At 73.5% G+C, this 4,198-nt stretch carries 6 protein-coding genes; 1 reads left to right on the top strand and 5 read right to left on the bottom strand.

Translation table 11 applies throughout. The features are described from left to right. A partial coding sequence (locus VGR37_24230) for a hypothetical protein (GenBank protein ID HEV2150530.1) occupies positions 1-569 on the top strand: 569 nt, incomplete at its 5' end. Positions 570-734: 165 nt separating this feature from the next. Here VGR37_24230 and VGR37_24225 read toward each other — a convergent pair. The 5 genes from VGR37_24225 to VGR37_24205 form a co-directional block, all read right to left on the bottom strand. Further along, positions 735-1,667 carry a hypothetical protein gene (locus tag VGR37_24225; GenBank protein ID HEV2150529.1) on the bottom strand — a complete coding sequence of 311 codons (933 nt, stop codon included), beginning with the start codon at positions 1,665-1,667 and terminating at the stop codon, positions 735-737. Positions 1,668-1,732: 65 nt separating this feature from the next. Further along, positions 1,733-1,945 (bottom strand): GDCCVxC domain-containing (seleno)protein, encoded by a 213-nt coding sequence (locus tag VGR37_24220; protein ID HEV2150528.1) that lies wholly within the window; start codon positions 1,943-1,945, stop codon positions 1,733-1,735. Positions 1,946-2,009: 64 nt separating this feature from the next. After that, positions 2,010-2,807: an alpha/beta hydrolase gene (locus VGR37_24215; GenBank protein HEV2150527.1), complete on the bottom strand. Its 798-nt coding sequence runs from the start codon at positions 2,805-2,807 to the stop codon at positions 2,010-2,012. Between the two features lie 51 nt (positions 2,808-2,858). Further along, the gene (locus VGR37_24210; GenBank protein ID HEV2150526.1) at positions 2,859-3,575 is read right to left on the bottom strand and encodes a lysophospholipid acyltransferase family protein; all 717 of its coding nucleotides are present in this window, start codon (positions 3,573-3,575) and stop codon (positions 2,859-2,861) included. Continuing rightward, on the bottom strand, positions 3,572-4,198 hold a 627-nt coding region (locus tag VGR37_24205), incomplete at its 5' end, for an AIR synthase-related protein (protein HEV2150525.1). The genes VGR37_24210 and VGR37_24205, both read right to left, overlap by 4 nt.

Genomic DNA, 4,198 nt, shown 5'->3' with positions numbered 1-4,198 from the left:
CCGCCGTGGTAGAGCCCGCGCCCGGCGATCCGGGCGATGCCGCGGAGCGTGACGGCGGCGTGGCGGAGGCGCTGGCGCCGGAGTTCGAGGCGCTGGAGAACGAGGCGGCCCGCGAGGAGCTGCGGGGCGGCGGCGACACCGCCCCCGCGGACTCCCCGGACGGGGAGGCCGGCCCTGCCGCCGCCGCAGAGGTGCAGGAGGTGATCGTGGGGATGAACGACAGCTGGGTCAACGGCGACCTGGACGCGCACCTCGCCCACTACGCCGACCGGGTGGACTTCTACACCGCCGACGACGCGCCCCGCAGCCGGATCCGCACCGAGCGGCAGCGCGACCTGCGCACCTTCAACCGCGACCGGCGGATCCGCGTCGTCCGCCAGGCGATCACCTTCCCGGAGCCGGGGCGCGCCGTGGCGCTGGTGGACAAGGAGTGGGACTTCGAGGGCGACCGGCTGCGCCGCAGCGGGGCGGGGAGACAGGAGCTGGTGCTGGAGCGCCGCGGAGATCGCTGGGTGGTCGTGTCCGAGAAGATGCAGGAGACGTATCGGTCGCGGCAGGAGCGGGTGTAGGCCGGGACTCCTGCGCGTGGCGGTCGGGGGCGGGGGTAGTCTCCGGAAGAAGTGAACTCGCTGCGCTCAAACATCCACTTCTTCCTCCGACCACCCCCACCCCCTCCCTGTCACCCCCTGCGCGGAGGCGCCGAACTGCGGTTGCCGCGAGGGCCATGCGTGTCCTCACCCCTTCCCCTTCCCGCGGCTCTTCTCCCCACCCCGTCCTTTCCCCCTGCCGTGCCCGTCGTCGCGACCTTTCGATTCATCGCGACCTTTCGATTCATCGCGTCCCTTCGACTCGTCGCGACCTTTCGCCTCGTCGCGTCCCTTCGATTCGTCTCTGCCTCTCGACTCCTCGCGGTCTGCGCGCTCGGTCCGTCTGCGGGGGGGCGCCGTCGCGCCCGCGCGGGCCGAGCGGTCGTCCTCCGCGACTTCACCGGCTCCCGCCTGGCGGAGCGCCAGCGCCCTGGGCCCAACGATGCGGCTCGCCAGCAGATAGCCGCCCTCCGTCTGCCCGGTCACGCGGACAGAATCGCCGCGCTCCAGCTCGCGCGCGGGGACCGGGTCGCCGTCCGAGGTTGTCGTCTCGGTGAGCGGGCCGACCACCACGCGCAGGTCCGGGAGGCTCCGGTCGGCGGGGCGCACCAGGAACGCGTCGCCGTCCGGGGCCGCGGCGAGCACCACCCCGTCCGCGTCCACGCGCGGCGGGAGCGGCCGGGCGGCGTAGCGCAGCCCGTTCACCACCACCGTCTCCGCGCCCTCCAGCGCCACGGACCCGGGGAAGGCGAGCCCGCTCTCCCGGTCGATGCGGATCGCCCGCAGCTCCACCGCCCCAGCCTCCGGCACCCCGCTCAGCTCCATCCGCGCGACGGCGTCGCCTCCCCGCCCGAAGCGCAGCGTCGCCTCCCCCGGCGCGATCTCCTCCAGCGCGAAGGCTCCGCCCACCACCGGCACGCGGGCGGAGGAGCCCTGCTCGCGGACGTGGACGGTGTCGGAGCCTTCCGGGAGCTGGCCCTCGCGGAAGGCTCCGCGGACCGAAGCGGTGCCGCCCTCGCCTCCGCCGCAGGCGACGAGGAGGAGGAGGGCGGGAGCGGGGAGGAGGGGTCTCGTGGTCATGCCGGCGCGAGGGGCAGGGACCGTGCCCGGATCGTTGCGGGACGAGCAGGCGTCCGGGCCCACGCTCAACAGCAGCGATCCTGCTGCTGGACCGGCGGGCAGGGCACAGTCCCGTACGAGCAGAAGACGCAGCAGTCTCCCGCCCTGGGGCGCAGGAGCCGGCCGCACGCGGTGCACTCGTAGAAGAACTGGCACGCGTCGGTCGGCATGGCTTCCTCCCGCTCCGCCCCGCAGGAGGGGCAGCGGATCACGGAGGCGAGGGTCACGGGCTCGTTCATGTACTCGGGTCCAGCAAGAATCGTAGCTCGCCGCCGCAGTACCTGCGCGCACGGCCCGCGGGGCTCAGGGCCCCGCCGCCCGGTCCCGGAGAAGAGCCTCGAACTCGCGCAGCGCGTTCCAGTAGGCGTCCCGCGCCACCCAGGCGAGGTCGTTGTGGCCCGCCCCGCCCACCCACAGGAACCGCTTCGGCTCCGCCGCGGCTTCGTAGAGCTGCTTCCCGTGCGAGAACGGGATCACCTCGTCGTCGGTCCCGTGGATCACCAGCACGGGGGAGCGCACGCGCCGGACGTTCTTCAGGTTGGGGAACCGGTCGAAGGGGAGCAGCGGCACGCGCGTGACCACGCGGAAGATGCTCGTGAAGCCGCTTTCGATCACCAGGCCGGCGACCGGCTCGCGCGCCGCCAGGTCCGTCGCCGGACCGGAGCCGACGGAGCGCCCGTACAGGACGATGCGGCTCGGCGGAATCCCGAGATCCTCCGTCGCGTAGCGGTAGACCGCCGCCAGGTCCCGGTAGGCTCCCTCCGTGCTGGGCGGCGCGCCTGTGCTCGCGCCGTAGCCGCGGTAGTCGTAGCCGAGCACGGAGAACCCCGCCTCGTGCAGCTCCTGGAGGACCGGCGCGAGGTGCCCCAGGTCCTCCGCGTTCCCGTGGCTGTAGAGGATCGTGAAGGCGCTCGCGGGGTTCGGGAGGTGGAGCACGGCGATCCGGACCCCGCCATCCGCGGGGACGAGCGTGACGGGGAGCTCCCGCGCGGAGTAGGACGCCGCGGGCGGGAGGAAGATCTGCCGGTCCGCCGTGAAGTAGGCGAAGGCGGCCAGCGCGAGGTAGGTGAGCCCCGCGAGCAGGAGGATCGTCTTGAGCAAGGGCGGTCTTCGTGACAGGACCGGGCGCCCCCGGCACCGCGGGCCGGCGCGTTACTCCGGCGGGAGCGCCTCCAGCCGGTGCAGCATCCCCACCATCCGCCCGCGCACCCGCTCCATCAGCTCCTCCGACGTCTCTCCCGGCACCAGCGTCACCGGCTCGCCGAAGTGCACGTGGATGGTGCGCGGGTGCACCCGCCAGTCGTCCGGGCGCAGGATGTCGAAGCTCCCCACCACCACCGTGGGCACGATGGGCACCTGCGCCTCCACCGCCAGGGTGAAGGCGCCCTTCTTGAACGGCTGCAGCCGCCCCGTTCGCGAGCGCGTCCCCTCCGGATAGATGATGACCGCGCTGTTCCGGGCCCGGATCTCCGCCCCCGCGTGGCGCAGGCTCTCGATGGCCCTCTGGCGGTTGGAGCGGTCTATGGAGATGTGCCCCGCCGTCTTCCACGCCCTCCCGAAGAGGGGGATCCGCTCCAGCTCCTTCTTGGCGACGAAGTGGAAGGGCACCGGGAGGATCCCGGCGATGGCGAAGATGTCGTACCAGGAAACGTGGTTGGAGACGATCACCTGCGGGCCGTGGCGCACGTTCTCCAGCCCGTGCGCCACCACCGGCGTATTGCTGGCGCTGAGGATCGCGCGCGCCCACCCCCGCGTGAGGCGGATGTAGAACTCCACCCGCGGCTTGAAGTAGGCGTCCACGATGGCGATGCTGCCGAACCACACCGTGGCCCAGATGATGGTGGCGTACACCCACAACGTACGGATCACGCCCCCTCCCGGAAGTGCTGGAAGGCTTCGACCCCCAGGGCGCTGCGGTGTCCCTCCGCGTCCACCCACCACACGCCGTCCCCGCCGCCCACGCGCCCGACGCAACTCAGCCTCACCCCCAGCTCCCGGTCGAAGTCGATCGTGTGCCCGATGACGCTCCCCAGCGGCGCCGTGAAGCACAGCTCGTAGTCCTCGCCACCCCCCAGCGCCAGCCGCAGCGCCTCCTCCCGGTCCGCTGCGGCGGCGCGCGCGGCGGGGTGCACCGGGACCATCTCCGGGGAAAGGAGCACCGCCACGCCGCTTCCCGCCGACAGGTGCGCCGCGTCCCCCGCCAGCCCGTCCGACAGGTCCACCATCGCCGTGAGGAGGCCGCGCTCCATCAGCCAGAGCGCCTCCCGGACCCGTGGCACCGGCCGAGCGAAGCGCTCGCGCGCCGCCGGGTCGGGCATCTCCCCCGCGAGCAGGGCGCGGACCGCGGCGGCGGCTCCGCCCAGCTCCCCCGTCACCCACACCTCGTCCCCCAGCTGCGCCCCGGAGCGCAGCACCGGCTGCGGCGCCTCCCCCACCACCGTCACGTCCACCGCCAGCGGCCCCGGGGAGCGCGTCACGTCCCCGCCCAGCAC

Source organism: Longimicrobiaceae bacterium, from assembly GCA_035936415.1.
Classification (GTDB): domain Bacteria; phylum Gemmatimonadota; class Gemmatimonadetes; order Longimicrobiales; family Longimicrobiaceae; genus JAFAYN01.
Note: the sequence above shows the minus strand (reverse complement) of the source record. Positions and strands in the feature narration are given on the sequence as shown.